The sequence below is a fragment of the Providencia sp. Marseille-Q8014 genome (assembly GCF_965112055.1).
This window is the reverse complement of record NZ_CBCOPT010000001.1, coordinates 1257622-1277035: the sequence shown is the minus strand read 5'-3', so window position 1 is coordinate 1277035 and position 19414 is coordinate 1257622. Positions and strand designations below refer to the sequence as shown.

The 19414-nt window shown below is 41.0% G+C and carries 13 protein-coding genes; 4 read left to right on the top strand and 9 right to left on the bottom strand.

Translation table 11 applies throughout. From position 1 onward, the window contains the following. Nucleotides 1-286 precede the first annotated feature (286 nt). Complete coding sequence (locus ACWPW6_RS05520) at nt 287-457, top strand: YbaM family protein (RefSeq protein WP_154623392.1); 171 nt, start codon at nt 287-289, stop codon at nt 455-457. 6 nt (nt 458-463) lie between these two features. Here ACWPW6_RS05520 and mscK read toward each other — a convergent pair whose 3' ends face one another. From mscK to acrR, 3 genes are all read right to left on the bottom strand, one after another. Then, entirely contained in the window at nt 464-3841 is a 3378-nt protein-coding gene (gene mscK / locus ACWPW6_RS05515) for a mechanosensitive channel MscK (protein WP_195848165.1), read from the bottom strand. Between the two features lie 86 nt (nt 3842-3927). Further along, entirely contained in the window at nt 3928-4281 is a 354-nt protein-coding gene (locus ACWPW6_RS05510; protein WP_154623394.1) for a DsrE/DsrF/TusD sulfur relay family protein, read from the bottom strand. Between the two features lie 13 nt (nt 4282-4294). Next, a complete protein-coding gene (gene acrR / locus ACWPW6_RS05505; protein ID WP_154623395.1) occupies nt 4295-4945 on the bottom strand; it encodes a multidrug efflux transporter transcriptional repressor AcrR in 651 nt (216 codons plus the stop codon). Nucleotides 4946-5077: 132 nt separating this feature from the next. Here acrR and ACWPW6_RS05500 point away from each other — a divergent pair, with 132 nt between their 5' ends. The 3 genes from ACWPW6_RS05500 (at nt 5078) to ACWPW6_RS05490 (ending at nt 10641) form a co-directional block, all read left to right on the top strand. After that, complete coding sequence (locus ACWPW6_RS05500) at nt 5078-6265, top strand: efflux RND transporter periplasmic adaptor subunit (RefSeq protein ID WP_154623396.1); 1188 nt, start codon at nt 5078-5080, stop codon at nt 6263-6265. A 15-nt stretch (nt 6266-6280) separates the two neighbouring features. After that, entirely contained in the window at nt 6281-9442 is a 3162-nt protein-coding gene (locus ACWPW6_RS05495) for an efflux RND transporter permease subunit (protein WP_154623397.1), read from the top strand. Between the two features lie 263 nt (nt 9443-9705). Next, complete coding sequence (locus ACWPW6_RS05490) at nt 9706-10641, top strand: two-partner secretion domain-containing protein (protein ID WP_247046959.1); 936 nt, start codon at nt 9706-9708, stop codon at nt 10639-10641. Nucleotides 10642-10756: 115 nt separating this feature from the next. Here the strand turns inward: ACWPW6_RS05490 and ACWPW6_RS05485 are convergent, their stop codons facing one another. From ACWPW6_RS05485 to relA, 6 genes are all read right to left on the bottom strand, one after another. Beyond that, nucleotides 10757-12142, bottom strand: coding sequence for an SLC13 family permease (locus ACWPW6_RS05485; RefSeq protein WP_154623399.1), 1386 nt, complete (start codon nt 12140-12142; stop codon nt 10757-10759). Between the two features lie 279 nt (nt 12143-12421). Then, a complete protein-coding gene (gene eno / locus ACWPW6_RS05480) occupies nt 12422-13723 on the bottom strand; it encodes a phosphopyruvate hydratase (protein ID WP_154623400.1) in 1302 nt (433 codons plus the stop codon). Between the two features lie 62 nt (nt 13724-13785). Further along, nucleotides 13786-15423, bottom strand: a complete 1638-nt coding sequence (gene pyrG, locus ACWPW6_RS05475; protein ID WP_154623401.1) for a glutamine hydrolyzing CTP synthase — start codon at nt 15421-15423, stop codon at nt 13786-13788. Between the two features lie 601 nt (nt 15424-16024). Then, a complete protein-coding gene (locus ACWPW6_RS05470; RefSeq protein ID WP_154623402.1) occupies nt 16025-16186 on the bottom strand; it encodes a P-loop NTPase family protein in 162 nt (53 codons plus the stop codon). A gap of 104 nt (nt 16187-16290) precedes the next feature. Next, entirely contained in the window at nt 16291-17085 is a 795-nt protein-coding gene (gene mazG, locus ACWPW6_RS05465) for a nucleoside triphosphate pyrophosphohydrolase (protein ID WP_247046960.1), read from the bottom strand. Between the two features lie 77 nt (nt 17086-17162). Further along, complete coding sequence (gene relA, locus ACWPW6_RS05460; protein WP_154623404.1) at nt 17163-19400, bottom strand: GTP diphosphokinase; 2238 nt, start codon at nt 19398-19400, stop codon at nt 17163-17165. Nucleotides 19401-19414: the final 14 nt, after the last annotated feature.

The following is a 19414-nucleotide window of genomic DNA, read 5'->3' as shown; positions in this document are numbered from 1 at the left end:
ATATAAATGATATTACTCAGCTACTCTATTTTCACAAATCGATTAATGACGGGTTATTTTATTATTTACTACACATATGAGAATTATAAAAACTATTGTAAATTTTAACTCTCCCCTTCACGATAAAATGTCAAAGGCACGTTAATTTCTCGTCGCTATTCTTATTATTTTTTTATCATTGCGTAATATCAACTTGCTCCTATTTCGATTAAAAACTAATATCTATCAATGTCGCTACTAAAAAAATGCGTACGATAACTCGCTAAGTCGATACTAAGGAGCCAGAATGGATTCTCTAAAAAATGCCCCCAAAGAAACTCAGCTTGCCGTTGATCTTATCTATTTACTTGAAACTTCAGACGTTGAAACTGACGTGGTACTTAAAGCGCTTGAAATTGTAAAAAATGACTATCTCACTAAACAGGCTGCCGAAGCAACCTGCTCATCTAGCAATTAAGTCATATTAATTACCATCATCTTTTTTTACGTTAGGGTCACGTTTTATTTCTTGAATTTCATCACCTCGCTCGTTATGAAGGTGAACCTCTAACTGGTTAAATGCAATATTAATGTCATTTTCACGACACAACTTATCTATTGCACGATGCACCTCATCACTCGTCGTTCCTCTATCGCCGATTTGGCGAACATAAAAACGCAATTCATGGTCAAGGGTGCTCGCACCAAACCCAGTGAAATACACCGCAGGTGCAGGGTCTGTCATCACCTTACTATTTGAGGTCGCAGCACTTAACAGCACTTGCTTCACTTTATCAAGATCAGAACCGTAAGCCACACCTAATGCTACCGTAATCCTCGTCACTGTATCCGAAAGTGACCAGTTAATGAGACGTTCAGTCACAAACGCTTTATTCGGGATGATCACTTCTTTGCGATCAAAATCAATGATAGTGGTTGCACGAATACGAATTTTACTTACCGTTCCCGAATAACTGCCAATCGTTACGGTATCACCGATACGAATCGGCCTTTCGAATAACAAGATAATCCCCGAAACAAAGTTCGCAAAAATTTCTTGTAAGCCAAACCCCAAACCAACTGTTAATGCCGCGGCTAACCACTGAAGCTTACTCCATGTAATACCGAGCATCCCCAATGACGTTATCGCACCAATACCGACAATAATGTAAGTTAAAATCGTGGTGATGGCATAAGTCGAACCTTGTCGTAATTTTAAGCGTGATAGAACTAAAACCTCTAATAAGCCCGGTAAGTTACGTGTCATAATCCATGCTACAACGATAATCACCATCGCCAAGATTAAATTGGCTAGCGTGACTGATTGTAAAGTATTGCTACCTTCAGCGGTTGTTGCGGTGTAATGCCATAAATCAACACTGTCTAAAAATGAAAATATCGTAATAAAATCAGACCAGATTGCATAAAAAGCTAAAGCAAAAATGATAAATAATACCATCGTGGTTAAACGCAATGACTGTTGACTGATTAATTCAATCGTCATTGGCGGTTCTTTGATGGGTTCGTTTTCACTCTCTTCTTGATGCTGGGCCTTACGACGTTCGATAGCACGTTGATAAGCCAGTTTACGAGCCACTAGAGTCAGGCTGCGCAAACACGCATTATAGGTAATATACCAAAGCAGTAATAAATACAGGCTATCTAACCAACGATTAGCCAGACGTAATGTGGTGTAGTAATACCCCGCCATCATTAAACCAATTAAGATTAGAGGAGAAAACGTGAGCAATGTTACCACGACAGAACGAGTTAAATGGCTGCCTTTTTCTTGCCAGATATGTTTGCAAAATGGCAATGTAAATATAAATAACATCAGTAGTGACAGTAAAACAATTAACTGCCCAATCACATCTTCAGAAACTTTTAGAGGATTAATCACGCCATAAGTTGAAAAATAAATTAATGGTAACAATGGCAGTGATAAACGCGCGACTCGGCGACGAGTTTGTGCGGCAAGTTTTGGCTCAATACTAAAATGCTTTTCTGCTATCCCTCTTGGCTTTAATACCCTTAACGTTAATTCAAAAAGCACCCAAAAAATGGCTAATTGCTGGCAAAGCGCCCACACAAATTCACCTTGAGCATTGCCTGTTTTTAAAAACCAATAGCCAATAGCCAGTAATACCAAAGCCGTCGGTAATGTTTGCAACAGCGTAAGTAATAGCGCAAATGGCGTATTTAATAAACTATCTTGTCTTAAACTGGAAAGGCTTTGAGTGATTTGCTGTAAACGTTCAGCGATTTTTCGGTATAACCAAATAAACACTAATGCCAATACCAATAATGGGATTACCACGAATAATGAATTGGTGATCCCCTTTTTAATATTGCCCTTTGATAAGCTAAAATCAAAACTATTGATTTGTTGTGTTGCCGCCTCTGGAAACGTTTTAACCCAAGTAAGGTCGATCGGCTTATTACTGTTTACCCAAAAGATTTGTTGTGCGAGAGTGTGTTCTAGCGAACTAATCACACTCAATAATTGATTTTGATCGAGTTGTAAATTAATCGCTTGAGAAATTTGATTACCTAATTGTAGATTAAGCTCATCTAATAGCTCACGCCTTACATCCAATAATTTAGTTAACGCTTGTTTATCTTCATCCGACAACAAATAACGACTGTCTTGTTCCCCACCTGACTTTTCCGCTAATTGTTTCTCTAGATTCAAGATGTAATTATTCATTTGATATAACGCATCACGCTGCTGATTAACATCAAACTGTTCAAGGCGTAGATCCGCAATGGTATTAGGCAAATTTTTAGTTAAAATATCATCTGGTAAATCAATTTGTTGTTGAAACAGAATACGTGATAACAATAAGCTACCCCGTAATACATTGATTTGTTCTTTCAAATTACGTTCAGACTGCGTTGCTCGTTCAAGCCAAGTTTTCACACGGATACTATTTTGTACCATGAGATTATTACTCTGAGTCACTTCGATCAAACGTTCGCTAAGCGCATTATTAATCGCTAATTCTTTTTGAATGATAGGATTTTGCTTTAACTGTAGTTCATTATCCGTGGAGGTTTGTGCCTCACGCGCTGTAGCTTCAGAATCATTAAGCCGTTTACTGCTTATATAGGATTGTAGTAATTGAATACGGTTTTCAAGCTGTTCAATATAATAAATCGTGTAGTCACGTTGTTTTTGTAATACATCTTGCAACTGGGTGTTGCCCTGTAACACACGTTTTTGATAATCATTTTGTTGCTGTAAATAGTTTTGTTCTATTTGCAGTAATTCAATTTGTGTATCTCGTAGTTTTGTCGATTCATTAAAAACACTATTAAGCTCATTACGTATTTCTTGTAATCGCCGAGCATTCTCCAGCATCACCGCTTGCGCTCTTTCTGGCTGAGTTTGCAAAGTAATTAAATAGCTATTGTAATTGGCAAGGTCATTCTGCTCAGCTTGTAATTGTTCTAATGCATGACTGAGCATAGCTTCTAACTGTTTTTGTGACGCATTCTTGATGCTATTGGTAAAATTCCGTGTTTCTTCTTCACTGTTATTTTTAAGTTGTTGTAATGCATTCACCGCATGTTTAGCATCATCACTCGCCCTATCGAGACTTTTTTGCAGTTCATCCGACTTACTATCCAGTTTACTTAGCTCATCATAAAAAATAAGCGACTTTTCAATATCAGCAATAGACAGCTTATCTTCAGCACTTTGGTTACTTTTTTTACTCAATACATTCAGTTTATTTTGAATGTCATTTTTGCTTGGAAGAGAATTACTTATTGCAGCATTAGCATAGCAAGAAAAGAAGAAAGCAAAGAGTACAAAGATAACCCTGAATTGCCAGTCTCTTAGATTTTTCAGTGTCCGCATGGATGAACCCATAATAGGTTTTTTGATTCTGTTTAGATAAAATAAAGCGTGCTGCTAGTAAAGACTAACAGCACATTGAGTCCTAATTAAAACGTTAGAACTTTTTCTGCTTCTAATGTCCAAGCAGCGAGCTCAACTAATGTACCAATCTCGACACCATCTGCTAGGGCTAATTCACTAACACCACGTGCATCGGTACAGGTTTTGCATAATTTCACTGGCACCTGCTGTGCAGTCAAAATTTCTAACATTTGCTGAATATTATAACCTTCTTTTGGCTTTTGCGCTTTAATTCCCGCCGTAACGGCATCCGACATTAAAAATAACTTCAGTTCGGTTTGCGGATGTTGTTCTTTTAGTGTGATTGCTAACCGTAATGAGTTAAATAACGTTTCGTTACCGTAAGGAGCACCATTAGCAATTATTAAAATTGATGACATAACCTCTCTCCAATTATTCTGGCTGTTCTGTCTTTAGCCGTAAAGATGGACTGTATTTCAATGCGTCTAACATGGTTTCTACCAGCATTTCAGTACGTTTTTGTATATTAAAACTATCAGGCTGTAATAACCAGTTCTCCAATAGCCCCGCCATCATCGCTCGTACCATAATAGCACCACATTCTAAATCAAGGTTCGCAGGTAATTGTCCTAGTTCAACACAACTACGCAAATGTTCAATGATACGATAATGGCTCGCCATATAGTTTTCTCTTTTTAAATCCACAATAACAGCCATTTCACCTACCAATTCACACTTATGAAAAAGAATATCCATTAAAGCGCGATTTTTAGGGCTTTCTATAAAATCTGTCAAAATATAAACTAAAATTTCTTTTAGAATTGCTAGTGGATCATTACTATACTTCTGACGATAATAGTTTTCGGCCTGTAATATCTGGCTATCACTAAATTCACAAGCTTGGTGGAATAAATCGACCTTATTTTTGAAGTGCCAGTATATCGCACCGCGGGTTACACCAGCGGCCTTTGCAATATCGGCTAACGATGTCGCCGAAACACCTCGTTCAGAGAAGGTTTTGATGGCAGCATCTAAAATTTCCTGACGGGTTTCTTCGGCCTGTTGTTTAGTTTTTCGTGCCATTGTAACTCGTTTATATACAAAGCTGATTTACATACATTCGTGTATGTTTGTACTATAGCATAGTGATAAATCTTATTGTTTACCATTTTCTTGTATTGTTTTTTACTCATGTTGATTAATTGAGGTTAACTTATGCGAAAAAACAGAGGGGTGTTACCTCTGGCTCTGTTGGTTCTTTCAGGTGGCTTAGCTTTATCAGGTTGTAACGATGAACAGAAAGGTGGCGGTGAACGCCCGGCGCCTGAAGTAGGAATTGTTACGCTTAAAGCCGAACCTCTGACTATCAAGACTGAATTACCAGGTCGTACGTCTGCATATCGTATTGCAGAAGTTCGCCCACAGGTAAGTGGCATTATACTCAAACGTAACTACAAAGAAGGTAGCGATGTTGAGGCCGGAACGTCTTTATATCAGATAGATCCAGCGCCTTTCCAAGCCACTTTTGATAGTGCTAAAGCGGAACTTGCTAAAGCGCAAGCTAACGCAAACTTAGCGGGTTTGACTGTAAAACGCTACAAACCACTTTTAGGCACTAATTATATTAGTAAGCAAGAATACGATCAGGCCACCTCAACTTATGCTCAAGCTTTAGCAGCCGTTAAGGCAGCAGAAGCAGCCGTTGAGACTGCGCGTATTAACCTAAACTATACCAAAGTTACTGCGCCTATCAGCGGTCGTACTGGGAAATCTAATGTCACAGAAGGTGCATTAGTTGCTTCAGGACAAGCGACTGAGTTGATGCGAGTTCAACAGCTAGACCCTATCTATGTTGACGTTACACAATCCAGTGAGGATTTCTTACGCCTACGTAATGAGATAGAAAAAGGTGCTCTCCAAAAAGAGCCGGGCAAAGCCCCTGTTAGCTTAGTCATTAATAATGGCCAAGAGTATGCCCAAAAAGGAGCTCTGGAATTTTCTGATGTCACCGTGGATGAGACAACAGGTTCAATCACGATGAGAGCAGTATTCCCGAACCCAAATAAAGAGCTTATGCCAGGAATGTTTGTGCGCGCTATCTTAGAAGATGGTGTTATGGAAAAAGCGATTCTGGTTCCTCAGCAAGGTTTAGCTCGTACGCCACAAGGTGACGCTCAAGTCATGGTTGTTGGTGCCGAGAATAAAGTTGAAGTCAGAAAAGTTAAAGCAGCACAAGCTGTAGGCAACAAATGGCTGGTGACTGATGGCTTGAAGGATGGCGATCGCGTGATTGTGATTGGCCTACAAAAAATCAAACCCGGTATTGTTGTCGTTCCTAAGGAAGCTAATTTAGAAGCGCAAACCATAGACAATCAGGCTCAACCTGAACAAAAGTCTAAGTAAGGGAGCGGTTGATTAATGCCTAAGTTTTTTATAGATAGACCAATTTTTGCATGGGTAATCGCGATTATTACTATGCTTGCTGGTCTGTTGGCAATTATCAAGTTACCTGTGGCACAGTACCCGACTATTGCACCGCCGTCCGTTTCTATTTCGGCAAACTATCCGGGCGCAGATGCATCGACGGTACAGAACACAGTGACTCAGGTTATCGAACAGAACATGAATGGTATCGATAACTTGGTGTATATGTCATCAACCAGTGATTCATCCGGTTCTGCAAGTATCATGCTGACGTTCGAAGCAGGTACTGATGGTGATATTGCTCAGGTTCAGGTTCAAAACAAACTGCAACTTGCAATGCCATTACTACCACAAGAAGTACAGCAGCAAGGTATCAGCGTTGATAAATCTACCAGTTCATTCTTGATGGTAGCTGGTTTCGTTTCTGCCGATGGCTCTATGGGGCAATATGATATTGCCGACTATGTAGGTTCAAACATTAAGGATCCACTTAGCCGAGTCAATGGTGTTGGGGAAACCCAGTTGTTTGGTACGCAATACGCGATGCGTATCTGGTTAAAACCAGAACAGCTCGTGAAGTACAACATGACAACAAATGATGTTATCAATGCCATTAAAGTGCAAAACAACCAAGTTGCGGCAGGTCAGTTAGGGGGAACACCTCCAGTTGATGGCCAACGCTTGAACGTTTCAATCATCGCGCAAACACGTTTAAACAGTCCTGAAGAGTTTGCCAATATCCTGTTACGTGTTAATCAGGATGGTTCTCAGGTGCGTTTAAAAGATCTTGCAACGGTTGAGTTAGGTGCTGAAAACTACAGTACTATTGCCCGTTTTAATGGTAAACCTGCGGCGGGGATCGGTATTAAACTCGCAACAGGCGCTAACGCACTAGATACTGCTAACAACGTTCGTGCTGCACTGGCGAATATGGAACCGTTCTTCCCTGAAGGACTAGAAATTGTTTATCCATATGATACAACGCCTTTCGTTAAAATTTCGATTAACGAAGTAGTTAAAACGCTAGTCGAAGCGATCATGTTGGTTATCGTGGTTATGTATCTGTTCTTGCAGAATATTCGAGCCACATTAATCCCAACAATTGCTGTACCCGTGGTTTTACTTGGAACGTTTGCTGTTTTGGCAGCTTTCGGTTATTCGATAAACACCTTGACCATGTTTGCGATGGTGCTTGCCATCGGTCTTCTTGTGGATGACGCCATCGTTGTTGTCGAAAACGTTGAGCGTGTTATGCAAGAAGAAGGTCTACCGCCAAAAGAAGCGACTAAAAAGTCCATGGGACAAATTCAAGGCGCGTTGGTCGGTATTGCGATGGTGCTATCAGCGGTATTTATCCCAATGGCTTTCTTTGGAGGGTCAACAGGGGCAATTTACCGTCAGTTCTCAGTAACCATCGTTTCGGCAATGATCCTGTCCGTATTCGTTGCAATGATCCTGACCCCTGCACTTTGTGCCACTATGTTGAAGCCAATTGAGAAAGGCAGTCATGGTAGCCAAAAAGGGTTCTTTGGTTGGTTCAACCGTACATTTGAAAAGCAAGCGCATCACTATACCGATAGTGTTAGCCGCATGCTCAATGGTACGGGCCGTTACCTGATCATCTATCTCATTTTAGTGGCAGGTATGGCATTAATGTTTGTTCGTCTCCCATCTTCATTTTTACCAGAAGAAGACCAGGGGGTATTCTTAGCGATGGTTCAATTACCACCGGGATCAACGCAAGAACAAACACAAGCCGTGTTGGATGAAGTTAACACTTACTTCCACACCAAAGAAGAGCGTAACGTTGAATCTGTATTTACCGTTGGTGGCTTCAGCTTCGCAGGTCAAGGCCAAAACATGGGTCTAGCGTTCGTCGTTCTGAAAAATTGGAGTGAACGTAAAGGCGATGAAAACCATGTTGAAGCCATTGTTCAGCGTGCGAACATAGCGTTATCTCAGAAACAAGAAGCAATGATCTATGCCTTTAACCTACCTGCTATTGTTGAGTTAGGTACTGCAAACGGTTTTGACTTCGAGCTCGTTGACCAAGGTAACTTAGGGCATGATGCCTTAATGGCTGCACGTAACCAATTACTTGGCTTAGCAGCTCAGCACCCTGAGATTTTGCAAGGTGTTCGTCCGAACGGTCAGGATGATACGTCACAGTATCGAATCTACATTGACCAGCAAAAAGCACAGGCTCAAGGTGTTGCTATCGCGGATATCAACGCAACGCTAAGTTCCGTATTTGGTGGTACTTATGTAAACGACTTTATCGACCGCGGTCGTGTTAAGAAAGTTTATGTACAAGGTGATGCAGAAAGCCGTATGTTGCCATCTGACATTAGCGCGCTGTATGTTCGTAACGCCCAAGGAAACATGGTACCTTTCTCGGCCTTCTTGGATGAATCCCAAGATCCTTGGAAATATGGTTCGCCACGTTTAGAGCGTTATAACGGTGTACCTTCGATGAATATTCAAGGGCAAGCAGCACCTGGTCAAAGTACCGGTGACGCAATGCTGATGATGGAGAAACTCACCACTGAAAACCTACCAAAAGGTATTGGCTATGAGTGGACGGGGATGTCATATCAGGAACGTTTATCAGGTAACCAAGCACCTGCTTTGTACGCTATCTCACTGATTGTCGTCTTCCTGTGTCTCGCGGCATTGTATGAGAGTTGGTCTGTACCATTCTCAGTCATGTTAGTCGTACCATTGGGTATTATTGGTGCATTACTGTTTACTTCTGTTCGTGGACTGTCTAACGATGTTTACTTCAAGGTCGGTCTGTTAACAACCATTGGGTTATCGGCGAAAAACGCAATCTTGATTGTTGAATTCGCCAAAGACTTGATGGAAAAAGAAGGTAAAGGGTTAGTCGAAGCGACACTTAACGCGGTTAAGATGCGTTTACGTCCAATCCTGATGACATCATTAGCCTTTATGCTTGGTGTTATCCCTCTGGTATTTAGTAATGGTGCAGGTTCTGCGGCACAGAACTCGGTAGGTACTGGTGTACTGGGTGGTATGTTCGCTGCAACCTCATTAGCTATCTTCTTTGTTCCAGTCTTCTTCGTGGTGATCCGTCGCCGCTTTTCGAATAAGTCTGAAGACATCGAACATAGTCATTCACCAGCAAAAACTGAATAACCATTTCAGTTAGAATAAATCGTAAAGGGCCACTGTATATGTGGCCCTTTTTATTATGTATAAACCAAATGAGTTACGTCTGTAGCGTCAAAAAATAATATAGAAAAACATAGAAAAGCTGAGTTTAATATGATGCTTATTTAAGTGAAGTGATATTTTATTTTTTAACAGATCATTCTATTTTTTAGCCAAACTGAAAGAGTTAAACGGAGCTATACTACCAAACAGTAAAAGGGATCTTTCACTGCAAGGAGCTTCACTCAATGAAATTATTAACCGTCCAAATATCATCATTTGTATTATTGTTTGTCCATACTCACTTATCGGCTTCTACTCTTGATATCAACCAAGCTAAAACGATCAATATTGCCGCCCCGCTTAAAAACCATATTTCATTCAATAGTTTCGAAACACTCTCTTCTAATGAACATGGTTTAGTTTTTAATAATGATATTCAAGATAATCGCACTCTTGATGGTAAGGCCGCTAAAATGATCCTTGCGGAAGTGACAGGAAGTGAAGCGACCAATATCCAAGGCGTTATTGCGATTAAAGGTAAAACGGCCAACCTTGTGATTGCTAATCCTAATGGCATCACTTGGCATAATGGCTCCGCAAGTAACATTTCTAGTCTTTCATTGATAGCAGGTAACTTCGAAAGGCAATTTATTAAAGATAAAACAGACCAAGATAAACTTATCCCTAAACCCCTTGAGGATTATAAGCAATTAAAATTCTCTGTATCTCCAGGTAGCCAAGTCATCATCAGCCAGCAGCAGGCTGTGCCTATACAGTTATCTAAAATTAATGTGTTTGCCGATCGTATCAAACTACAAAATGCAGTCAATATTACCTCAGCAGTTCAAAACTATCTCAGTAGTTCAGGCAATGCTTCCTTGTCTATTAGTGAAGGTTTACTCCATTCAGGTGCTAAATACCGTTCAACAACTTTGCATAGTGAGGGAAGTCACTTTGAATTAAGTGAAAATGCCAAACTTATGGGGCGTTCAATTTTGCTCGAAAGTCATCGGTATCAATGTAAAGACAGTTTTATGTGTCCACAAAATAAAATTGATATTAATGGGTTAATTGAAGCGATGAATTTTTCATTACAAGGTGAGAATCAGTTGGCTATCACGGGGCAATTACGTTTAGGTAGTAACCAACAAACCTTAGTCGGACAAAGTGCCAATTTTTAAAAGAATCACTAAAGTCACTATTAAAAGAATAAAATACACGCCTTATTAAACACTAGCGGCCTCATTTGAGGCCGCTAGGGGATAAAAATTTAATCTTGAACTCACTATTGGGTCATTATAACCAGAAGAACCAAGCAAACAGTGAGATCACAATGATACAAGCTACGTTCAATACCGCGCCAACACGGACCATTTCTATCTGTCTAATATAACCAGAACCAAAGACAATAGCATTCGGAGGTGTTGCAACAGGTAACATAAAGGCACAAGATGCACCAATACCAATGATCATCGTTAATACCATTGGAGGCATGCCTAATGCTTCAGCGACTGTAGCAAAAATCGGAACTAATAGCGCCGCACTCGCCGTATTACTGGTAAATTCTGTTAAAATAATGATGAATGTAGTCACCGCTAAAATAATAACAAACCAGTGGCTTTGACCAAATGTCATTTGCATCCAGTCAGCCATTATCTTACTTGCTCCAGATGAACTTAAAATCGCGCTCAGTGTTAAACCACCACCGAACAGCATCAGTACACCCCACTCAGTATTTTTCTGAATTTGAGCCCAGCTAGCAACACCAGTAATCCCAATTAGAATTGCTGCACTTACAGCAATAATGGTGTCCAAGTCTTTAACACCACCTAACGCATCACTAATAAACGTACTCGTAATCCAGCAAACAACCGCAATTAAGAAAATGATCATGGCAGTGATACGTTTACCATTCCACTTCACATGCTCAAGTTCTAATTCAAAGCGGTGCTTCAGATTTGGTCGTAACATCATAAACATCAGCACAAACATCATAGGCAGTAATACAACCATGATCGGAATGCCGTATTTCATCCATGATAAAAAGTCTAAACCAAGTGCAGATGCAGCGATTGCGTTTGGAGGACTACCAACAATAGTCCCTAACCCACCAATACTGGCACTATAAGCAACGCCGAGTAACACAAACACGAATGTATTACGTTCATGGCGAACATCTAAATTAGAGAGAATACCTAATACAAGTGGTAACATCATCGCCGCAGTCGCAGTGTTACTAATCCACATCGAAAGTAATGCAGTAACACCGAACAATAGCACCACTGCAACAGATAAGCGCCCACGGGCAATCATCAACAAACGGTTAGCAATCAGTCTATCTAGACCTTGAATATGCAAAGCCGTTGCCAAAGCAAAGCCACCGAAGAATAGAAAAATGATTGGGTTAGCGAAGGATTTCAACGCATCCCCAGTGTTCATTAACCCTAGCCCCACCGCTAGAATTGGAATACATAATGCAGTGATAGTCACGTGTATAGCTTCAGTTAACCAAAGCACACCAATAAATACCATCATTGCTAGGCCTGCATTTGCTTTATCATCAAAAGGCAAATACTTTAAAAGTAAAATTAGCAATACGATATCAATAGCTAAAATCACCCAGCCCCTAACATTGGACGGGGTTGGCCCCACAGAAGGTTTTAGGGATTCAGAAGCATCCATGTTAACTCCATTGGCTCATCAGTGCGGTAACACATCAAGCTCTTGTTAATATTTATTTACAGTGGAGGAAATATAGAGTTAATTGAATGGAATGAAAATGTGGATAATCAAAAATTGAGATCTGAAACGCGCAATTTAGCTATTTTTTCATTTGATACATAAAAAATTATCGCTTTTATCGACAGATAAGCGGAATCCCTACAACGATTCAATATATTGAATAAAAAAACGGGAAGCCTGAGCCTCCCGTTTTCTTTAATGACTGAGCCTAATATCTAATTACGCTTGGCCTTTAACTTCTTTTAAACCATTGAATGGCGCACGCTCACCCAGAGCTTCTTCAATACGGATCAGTTGGTTGTATTTAGCAACACGGTCAGAACGGCTCATAGAACCTGTTTTAATTTGACCCGCTGCGGTACCAACTGCTAGGTCAGCAATGGTTGCATCTTCAGTTTCACCTGAGCGGTGAGAGATAACAGCAGTGTAACCCGCATCTTTCGCCATTTTAATTGCAGCCAGAGTTTCAGTCAAAGAACCGATCTGGTTGAATTTAATCAAGATAGAGTTAGCAATGCCTTTCTCAATACCTTCTTTCAGGATCTTGGTATTTGTAACGAACAAATCGTCACCAACCAATTGGATTTTGTCACCAAGTACTTTAGTTTGGTATGCAAAACCATCCCAGTCGGATTCGTTCAACCCATCTTCGATAGAAACGATTGGGTATTCTTTGGTCAGACCTTCTAGGTAATGAGTGAATTCTTGTGAAGTAAAGGTTTTACCTTCACCTTTCAATTCGTAGTTACCTGTTTCTTTGTTGTAGAACTCAGAAGCCGCACAGTCCATAGCCAGAGTAACATCTTTACCTAAAACATAACCAGCTTGTTCAACTGCTTCTTTAATCGCAGCCAAAGCAGCAGCGTTAGATTCTAAGTTTGGTGCATAGCCACCTTCATCACCCACAGCTGTATTCATACCTTTAGACTTCAGTACTTTAGCTAAGTGATGGAAAATTTCAGAACCCATACGAACAGCTTCTTTCAGCGTAGGAGCGCCAACAGGCTGGATCATGAATTCTTGAATATCAACGTTATTATCAGCGTGCTCACCACCATTGATGATGTTCATCATTGGCAGAGGCATTGAATATTGACCGTGAGTACCGTTCAGGTCAGAAATATGCTCGTAAAGAGGCATACCTTTTGCCGCAGCGGCTGCTTTTGCGTTAGCTAAAGACACAGCCAGAATCGCGTTTGCACCAAATTTAGATTTGTTATCAGTGCCATCCAGATCAATCATGATCTTATCGATAGCTGCTTGGTCTTTCGCATTTTGACCGATCAGCGCTTCTGCAATTGGACCATTCACTGCCGCAACTGCTTTCAAAACACCTTTACCCAGAAAACGTGATTTATCACCATCACGCAGCTCCAGTGCTTCACGAGAACCTGTAGATGCACCTGATGGCGCAGCAGCTAAACCAACAAAGCCACCTTCTAAATGAACTTCAGCTTCTACAGTTGGGTTACCACGAGAATCAATGATTTCACGACCGATCACTTTAACGATTTTGGACATTAGGTTTTCCTCAGTACAAGTTAAATTGTGGGAGATAGGCCATTGACCTATCCCGCCATATCTTATTTCAACTCACCTTTCTGGTAGCTACCAGCGGCTTTAACAAAACCTTCAAACAATGGGTGACCATCTCTTGGTGTTGAAGTGAATTCAGGGTGGAACTGGCATGCTACAAACCATGGGTGGTTTGGATTTTCAATAATTTCAACCAGTTTATTATCCACTGAACGACCTGCAACTTTTAAACCAGCATCTTCAATGCGTTTTAGCAGCATATTATTCACTTCATAACGATGACGATGACGTTCAATAATTGTATCTTCGCCATACATGTCACGAACTAAGCTGTCTTTCACTAAGTGGCATGGTTGACCACCTACACGCATCGTGCCACCAAGATCGCTCTCTTCAGAACGCACCTCTAGATTACCATTTTCGTCACGCCATTCAGTAATTAACGCAACAACCGGATATTTACACTCCGCATCAAACTCAGTTGAGTTCGCCCCTTCCATGTTGGCAACATTACGTGCAAACTCAATTAAAGCAACCTGCATTCCCAAACAAATACCTAAATAAGGCACTTTGTTTTCACGTGCATAGCGCGCTGTCATGATTTTACCTTCAATGCCACGTTCACCAAATCCACCAGGAACGAGAATTGCATCTAAGCCTTTTAACAGTTCAACGCCACGTGTTTCTACATCTTGAGAATCAATCAGTTTAATATTGACGGTGAGGCGATTTTTTAAACCACCGTGTTTCAACGCTTCAATCACGGATTTATAAGCGTCGGGTAATTCTACATATTTACCAACCATACCGATGGTAACTTCACCAGTAGGATTAGCTTCTTCATAAATGACTTGTTCCCATTCAGAAAGATTCGCTTCGCGGCAATCCAAGTTGAAACGTCGGCAGATGTACTCATCCAAGCCTTGTGATTTCAACATACCAGGGATTTTATAGATAGAATCAACATCTTTCAGTGAAATAACGGCTTTTTCAGGAACATTACAGAACAAAGCAATTTTCGCACGCTCATTCGCAGGAATAACGCGGTCTGAACGACAAATCAATACGTCAGGCTGAATACCGATAGAGAGCAGCTCTTTTACTGAGTGCTGAGTCGGTTTCGTTTTAACTTCGCCTGCTGCTGCCAGATAAGGCACTAGCGTTAAATGTAGATATAAAGTGCGCTCACGACCAACTTCAGCCGCCATTTGGCGAATCGCTTCTAAGAATGGTAGAGATTCGATATCACCAACCGTTCCGCCGACTTCAACGAGAACAACATCATGACCTTCACCACCACGGATAATGCGGTCTTTGATTTCATTAGTGATATGAGGGATGACTTGGATAGTTGCGCCTAGATAGTCGCCACGACGCTCTTTGCGTAGTACTTCTGAATAAACACGGCCAGTCGTAAAGTTATTACGGCGTGTCATTTTGGTACGGATAAAACGCTCATAATGACCTAAATCCAAGTCAGTTTCAGCGCCGTCTTCTGTTACGAAAACTTCCCCGTGTTGGGTTGGGCTCATTGTACCAGGATCAACGTTGATGTACGGATCCAGTTTCATAATGGTGACATTGAGTCCACGGGCTTCGAGTATAGCCGCCAAAGAGGCTGCGGCAATGCCTTTACCCAGAGAGGATACGACCCCGCCGGTCACAAAAATATAATTAGTTTTCATGCTGAACCTGAAAGTTTAGGTTTAAAAGATGATGGATATAACAGGACGGGAAAACAGTATACCCGAACCTTAATTTCGCTACAAATGTTCTAAGCATAATAAGGTTAACTTTCCTCTATATTCCATTAATATCAGCTAGTTAAAATAAAAAATATTTTCTAGCCCCAAACAAGGTTGATTAACATGCAAACAGCAACAGTGCGAGACTCAAGCTGTTTAACCTATTAAGTGACTTTGCTTACCCTAGTCTTCAAGATACGGCCGCTTAAAAACAGTTTTCCTTAAAGTAAAATAGCAATGTGAGTTCACTCATCATATACCTATTTTAGGTTAGCAAATTTGCGTTATCATGCCACTCTTAACACTTCATCTCTCTTCAATTCCATGTCTCCCCATAGAAACATCTTCTAAGGCTAGCATATTTTTCGCAAAAGCTAAATCCTTTCAGCAAAACTAGCGAGAACTAAGATGGTTTTATTAAATTAGGTGAAATTTTTTGTATGATGCGGATAAAAGAGCGGCAATCTGACATGTATTAAGCACACATTATAGGTTAACAGCGGTGTGCTTTACCGCAGTGGTGATTTTCCCAACAAGATAATCAATCATACGGTGACACCCAGCGATTTAATTGCAGATTAAAAACCTTATCTGCCGATTTTATCCTTTCTGGGCGATGAGCGACAAAAACACGAGTAATTTGCAGTGAGGCAATCGCCTCCGTTATTTTACGTTCATTTTCTACGACAGCTAAGTCAGTCAAACTCGTTATACTTTTACGAAAACCCTGATAATCACTTATCGCTTTGCATCACAAAGAAGATATGCCCACTGAATATTTTGTTGGTATGAAATTACAAACAACAGTTATTCCGCGAGCTTAATTTGCTGCCAATGCTGTTCCATCTCCTCAAGCGTTGCGGTTTCTGTGGTTTTACCTTCTAGTGCAAGGCGTGACTCAATTTGGCGAAAACGCTTTTCAAATTTCTGGCAGGCCTTGTTTAGCGCCATTTCGGGCTTATGGCCTAGGTGGCGAGATAAATTCACAGTAGCAAACAGTAAATCGCCAATTTCTTCTTCTAGGCGCTGTTCATCAACAACCACTTGAGTGGCCTCTTCCATTACTTCATCCAACTCTTCACGCACTTTATCGACCACAGGACCGAGTGTATCCCAATCAAAACCGACCGACGCGCAACGTTTTTGTATTTTATACGCTTTCATTAATGCAGGTAATGCGCTTGGAATATCATCAAGTACCGAAAATTGCGCCTTTTGTGCGCGTTCAGCAGACTTACGTTTTTCCCATCCAGCCAGTGCAGCATCACTATCAGGGTGGTTTTCGGCGTCAAAAATATGTGGATGGCGCCGTTCTAGCTTATCACTAACTGCTTGGCAAATATCATCAAAATCAAATCGTGATTGCTCTTTAGCCATCTGTGCATAAAACACCACTTGAAAGAGCAGATCGCCTAATTCCCCTTTTAAGTCGTTAAAATCTTCGCGTTCAATGGCATCAATCACCTCATATGTCTCTTCTAGCGTATACGGTGCGATAGTTTTAAACGTTTGCTGAGTGTCCCATGGACAACCTGTTTGCGGGTCACGCAGTTTTGCCATGATTTCCAGTAAACGTTCAATTTGTGGTGTGCTTGAACTCATATTTTTTGACCTTTAAATATAAAAAATCCCATGAATCAAAGGATAACATGGGATCTTGGGTTATTCACTAAAACCTATTATTGTGAATGGCGTTTGGCTTCAATCACATCTGGTAGTTGATTGAGTTTCGCTAACACTCTCGCTAAGACTTGCAGATTGTATATCTCAATCGTCATATCAATCGTGGCTAACTGCTGCTTAACATCACTACGGCTGCTCACGCCGAGTACATTCACTTTTTCATTCGCTAAAATGGTAGTGATATCACGCAATAATCCACTTCTATCGTTAGCGACAACACGTACGACTAGCGAATAGCCACTGGAGTAGTTTTCTCCCCAGACCGCGTCAACTAAACGTTCTGGTGCATGACTCTGTAACTCAGCAAGCTGTTCACAATCAACACTATGGATTGAGATCCCTCTTCCCTTAGTGATAAAGCCGACAATATCATCACCGGGAATTGGCTGGCAGCAACGCGCAATATGGTGCATAAGGTTACCAACCCCTTCGACCACAACTCGTCCACTACTGTTAGTTTGAGATGTTGGACGTGGTGCTGCCGTTTTACTTTCCAGTGTTTTTAGTGCTTCACGATCAGCTTCTTCGGCTGTGGTCTTCTTAAATTTACTTTGTAAGAAGTTGACTAACTGGTTGATACGAATATCACCGCCACCAATACCGGCAAGGACTTCATCAAGGGAATGAACGTTATAGCGCGTAATCAGTAATTTTTCGGCTTCTTTGATACTGATATCAAGATGCGCCAATTCGTTATCAAGAATTTGACGTCCCGCTAGGATATTTTTGTCACGATCTTGCTTACGGAACCAATTATGAATTTTGGCGCGACCACGACTCGTTGTGACATAACCTAAGTTAGGATTCAGCCAATCACGACTTGGGTTTGGATGTTTTTGGGTAATAATTTCAATTTGATCGCCCATCTGTAATTGATAGCTAAACGGCACAATACGGCCACCAATTTTAGCGCCAATACAACGGTGTCCAACATCACTATGAATATGGTAGGCAAAATCAAGCGGTGTTGAGCCGGCAGGCAAATCAACCACATCACCTTTAGGCGTAAACACATAGACACGGTCATCAAAGACTTGGCTACGCACTTCATCAAGCATTTCACCTGAATCAGCCATTTCTTCTTGCCATGCGATCAGTTTACGTAACCACGCAATACGGTTTTCATAACTGCTACCTTTCCCTATACCAGTCGCACCCTCTTTATATTTCCAGTGTGCGGCTACCCCCAACTCTGCATCTTCATGCATTTGTCGAGTCCGGATTTGTATTTCCAGCGTTTTTCCATTCGGCCCTAACACCACTGTATGAATGGATTGGTAACCATTTGGTTTGGGGTTGGCAACATAATCATCAAATTCATCAGGTAGATGACGGAAATGGGTATGAACAATTCCTAATGCCGCATAGCAATCCTGAAGACGTTCCACCACAATACGTACAGCTCTGACATCGAACAATTCATCAAATGCCAGCGATTTTTTCTTCATTTTGCGCCAAATGCTGTAAATATGCTTAGGACGCCCATAAATTTCTGCTTGAATATTTTCTTTCAGCATTTTTTTACGCAAAACACTCACAAAATTATCAATGTAGTCTTCGCGGTCGATACGGCGTTCATGCAATAGATTCGCAATTTTTTTGTATTCTTCTGGGTGCAGATAACGAAAACAGAAGTCTTCTAATTCCCATTTTAACTGACCAATTCCTAAGCGATTGGCTAATGGCGCATAAATATTTGAACACTCTTTTGCTGCCAGTACGCGCTCATCTTCGGTTGCATCTTTAACTTCTCGTAAATGTGCAATCCTTTCTGCAAGTTTGATGACAACGCAGCGAAAATCTTCCACCATCGATAAAAGCATACGACGAACGTTATCGACTTGAACAGAGCTCGTTTCCGCTGATTGAGTTGCTTTTAATTGACGGATCGCATCCATTTCCAAGACGCCTTTAACAAGCTCATAAATCGATTTACCGAAATCATCGATGACAGCTTGTTCATCTAGCTGATTCTCTTCAACTAATGGGAATAGTAATGCCGCTTGTAGACTGCCAATATCCATGCTCAGCGTTGACAGAATTTCCGTCATTTCAATCCCACGCCATAGCAATAAAGCGGCTATTTCTTGCCCTGCTAATTTATCATGACAATACTGCCAGGTATGGATGAGCTTTTGTTCTGATTGTGGATTATTTAGCCCCAGTCCGCTTACCCATTTTTCAGGGGCAAACTCACCTGCTGGGGTAAGATGTGCACTTCTTACAGCAACCATATATTCTCCCTACC

Coding starts and splice junctions, on each gene's coding strand:
- ACWPW6_RS05520 (WP_154623392.1), top strand. CDS start 287: ATGGATTCTCTAAAAAATGCCCCCAAAGAAACTCAGCTTGCCGTTGAT.
- mscK (WP_195848165.1), bottom strand. CDS start 3,841: ATGCGGACACTGAAAAATCTAAGAGACTGGCAATTCAGGGTTATCTTT.
- ACWPW6_RS05510 (WP_154623394.1), bottom strand. CDS start 4,281: ATGTCATCAATTTTAATAATTGCTAATGGTGCTCCTTACGGTAACGAA.
- acrR (WP_154623395.1), bottom strand. CDS start 4,945: ATGGCACGAAAAACTAAACAACAGGCCGAAGAAACCCGTCAGGAAATT.
- ACWPW6_RS05500 (WP_154623396.1), top strand. CDS start 5,078: ATGCGAAAAAACAGAGGGGTGTTACCTCTGGCTCTGTTGGTTCTTTCA.
- ACWPW6_RS05495 (WP_154623397.1), top strand. CDS start 6,281: ATGCCTAAGTTTTTTATAGATAGACCAATTTTTGCATGGGTAATCGCG.
- ACWPW6_RS05490 (WP_247046959.1), top strand. CDS start 9,706: ATGAAATTATTAACCGTCCAAATATCATCATTTGTATTATTGTTTGTC.
- ACWPW6_RS05485 (WP_154623399.1), bottom strand. CDS start 12,142: ATGGATGCTTCTGAATCCCTAAAACCTTCTGTGGGGCCAACCCCGTCC.
- eno (WP_154623400.1), bottom strand. CDS start 13,723: ATGTCCAAAATCGTTAAAGTGATCGGTCGTGAAATCATTGATTCTCGT.
- pyrG (WP_154623401.1), bottom strand. CDS start 15,423: ATGAAAACTAATTATATTTTTGTGACCGGCGGGGTCGTATCCTCTCTG.
- mazG (WP_247046960.1), bottom strand. CDS start 17,085: ATGAGTTCAAGCACACCACAAATTGAACGTTTACTGGAAATCATGGCA.
- relA (WP_154623404.1), bottom strand. CDS start 19,400: ATGGTTGCTGTAAGAAGTGCACATCTTACCCCAGCAGGTGAGTTTGCC.